Annotated in this window: 1 protein-coding gene and 2 pseudogenes; 2 read left to right on the forward strand and 1 reads right to left on the reverse strand. The window is 63.3% G+C overall.

The window, feature by feature from the left end; genetic code table 11:
* On the reverse strand, nt 1-222 hold a 222-nt coding region (locus NKJ06_RS35325; protein ID WP_352812552.1), incomplete at its 3' end, for a transposase family protein.
* Between the two features lie 86 nt (nt 223-308).
* On the opposite strand from NKJ06_RS35325, the pseudogene NKJ06_RS35330 reads away from it, so the two are divergent.
* Together NKJ06_RS35330 and NKJ06_RS35335 are read left to right on the forward strand one after the other, a co-directional pair.
* Nucleotides 309-485, forward strand: a pseudogene (locus tag NKJ06_RS35330) (transposase); the annotation flags it as partial.
* Nucleotides 480-1,587 (forward strand): annotated as a pseudogene (locus tag NKJ06_RS35335) (IS1634 family transposase); the annotation flags it as partial. The pseudogenes NKJ06_RS35330 and NKJ06_RS35335, both read left to right, overlap by 6 nt.
* Nucleotides 1,588-1,668: the final 81 nt, after the last annotated feature.

The following is a 1,668-nucleotide window of genomic DNA, read 5'->3' on the forward strand; positions in this document are numbered from 1 at the left end:
AAGCGTCACCCGCAAGACCACCCGCCGGCCAGCGATGGGCAGATCGGCGGCTTGCCGCATATATCGGCTCTGGGTCCGGCGTGAACTCGTCCCGCAGCACGGGCACGTTGCCGAAAGCGCCGTAGCGCGCACGTCAAGAAATACACAATCCGTGTTGATTTCGGCATGCTCGACGAGCAACCCCGCCGGCGCCAGTCTCGTCGACCCAAATCTCTGTTCCATCGCGCTGATTCCCTCTCGAAAATTGCGCGACATCACCCTGCACATGCAGAGAGATTGAGTCTGCCCCCTCATTCCATGAAAAATCACAATCTGGTGAGACGGACATTCAGGGCAAGGTCAGCCGATGCGGCGACGAACTCGCCCGCACGGCTCTCTATGAGGCAGCTCATTCGCTGCTCGTGCTCAGCAAGAAATGGTCGAGCCTCAGAGCATGGGGCATGAACGTGGCCAAGCGGCGCGGCATGGCGCGAGCCCGGGTCGCTGAGCGCACGATAAAGGCGCTGGGCCGCAAGGATGCGCTGGTTGCCAGCGGCGAACTTGACAGATTGGCGGCCTCGATTGCGCGCCATGGCGAACGCAGCCTCATCCTGTCCGACATTGACGCGGGGCGGATTGCCTCTCGCCGCATTGGCGGTCCGCTGTTGTTCGGGCGGCTGTGGCAGCGGCTCGGGATCGGCGATGTGCTGGAAGAGGTGCTGGAGGGGCGCCAGTTCGGCTTTGCGGTGGAACGGGCGGTGTTCATTGGCACGTTGCATCGGCTGTTCGTCTCGGGCTCCGGACCGCGACTGCGCGAACTGGATGGCCGATTATGGTATCGAGGGCGCCGAGGGTCTGGCGCTCCATCACTTTTACCGGGCAATGGCGTGGCTGGGCGAGGAACTCGGCGAAAAGGCGCAAGGCGCGCTGGTGGCGCGCTGCGTGAAAGACGTGATCGAGGAAAAGCTCTTCGCGCGCCGGCAGGACCTGTTCACCGACCTCAGCCTTGTGTTCATGGACACAACCTCGTTGTCCTTCCATGGCACGGGCGGCGAGACGCTGGGCAAGCGCGGGCATTCCAAGGACTTCCGCCCCGATCTGGCGCAAATGATCCTGGCGCTGGTCGTTGATGCCGAGGGCCGGCCGATCTGCACCGAGATGGTGCCCGGCAACACCGCTGACGCGACCGTCCTGTTGCCGGTGGTCGATCGGCTGCGAACGCGCTTCGGCGTCACACGCGCCTGCGTTGTCGCCGATCGCGGCATGATCAGCGCCGATACCATCGCCGCGCTCGAAAAGCTGGGCATGGAATACATTCTGGGGGCCCGCGAACGCTCGAGCAGCGTGATCCACAACGTCGTGCTCAATGACACGGCACCGATGGTTCCGCTCGTTCTCGAGCGCCAGCGCGGTGAAACTCAGTTGTGGGTCAAAGAGGTCAAGGTCGGTAAAGACCGCTACATCGTCAGCCGCAATGACGCCGAGGCCGAGAAGGACAAGGCCGACCGCCAAGCGATCATCGCCGGCCTCGAGGCACAGCTCAAGAAGGGCGACAAGGCACTGGTCGGCAACTCGGCCTACCGGCGTTACCTCAAGGCCAGCGAGAAGCGACAGAACGACTTGAGCGTGCGCACCTCCGTGCGGAAGCGCATTCCGATTGCTTGCCGGTGATCGACAAAGCTGGCGATA

The sequence above is a fragment of the Mesorhizobium sp. M0293 genome (assembly GCF_040321735.1).
Classification (GTDB): Bacteria; Pseudomonadota; Alphaproteobacteria; order Rhizobiales; family Rhizobiaceae; genus Mesorhizobium.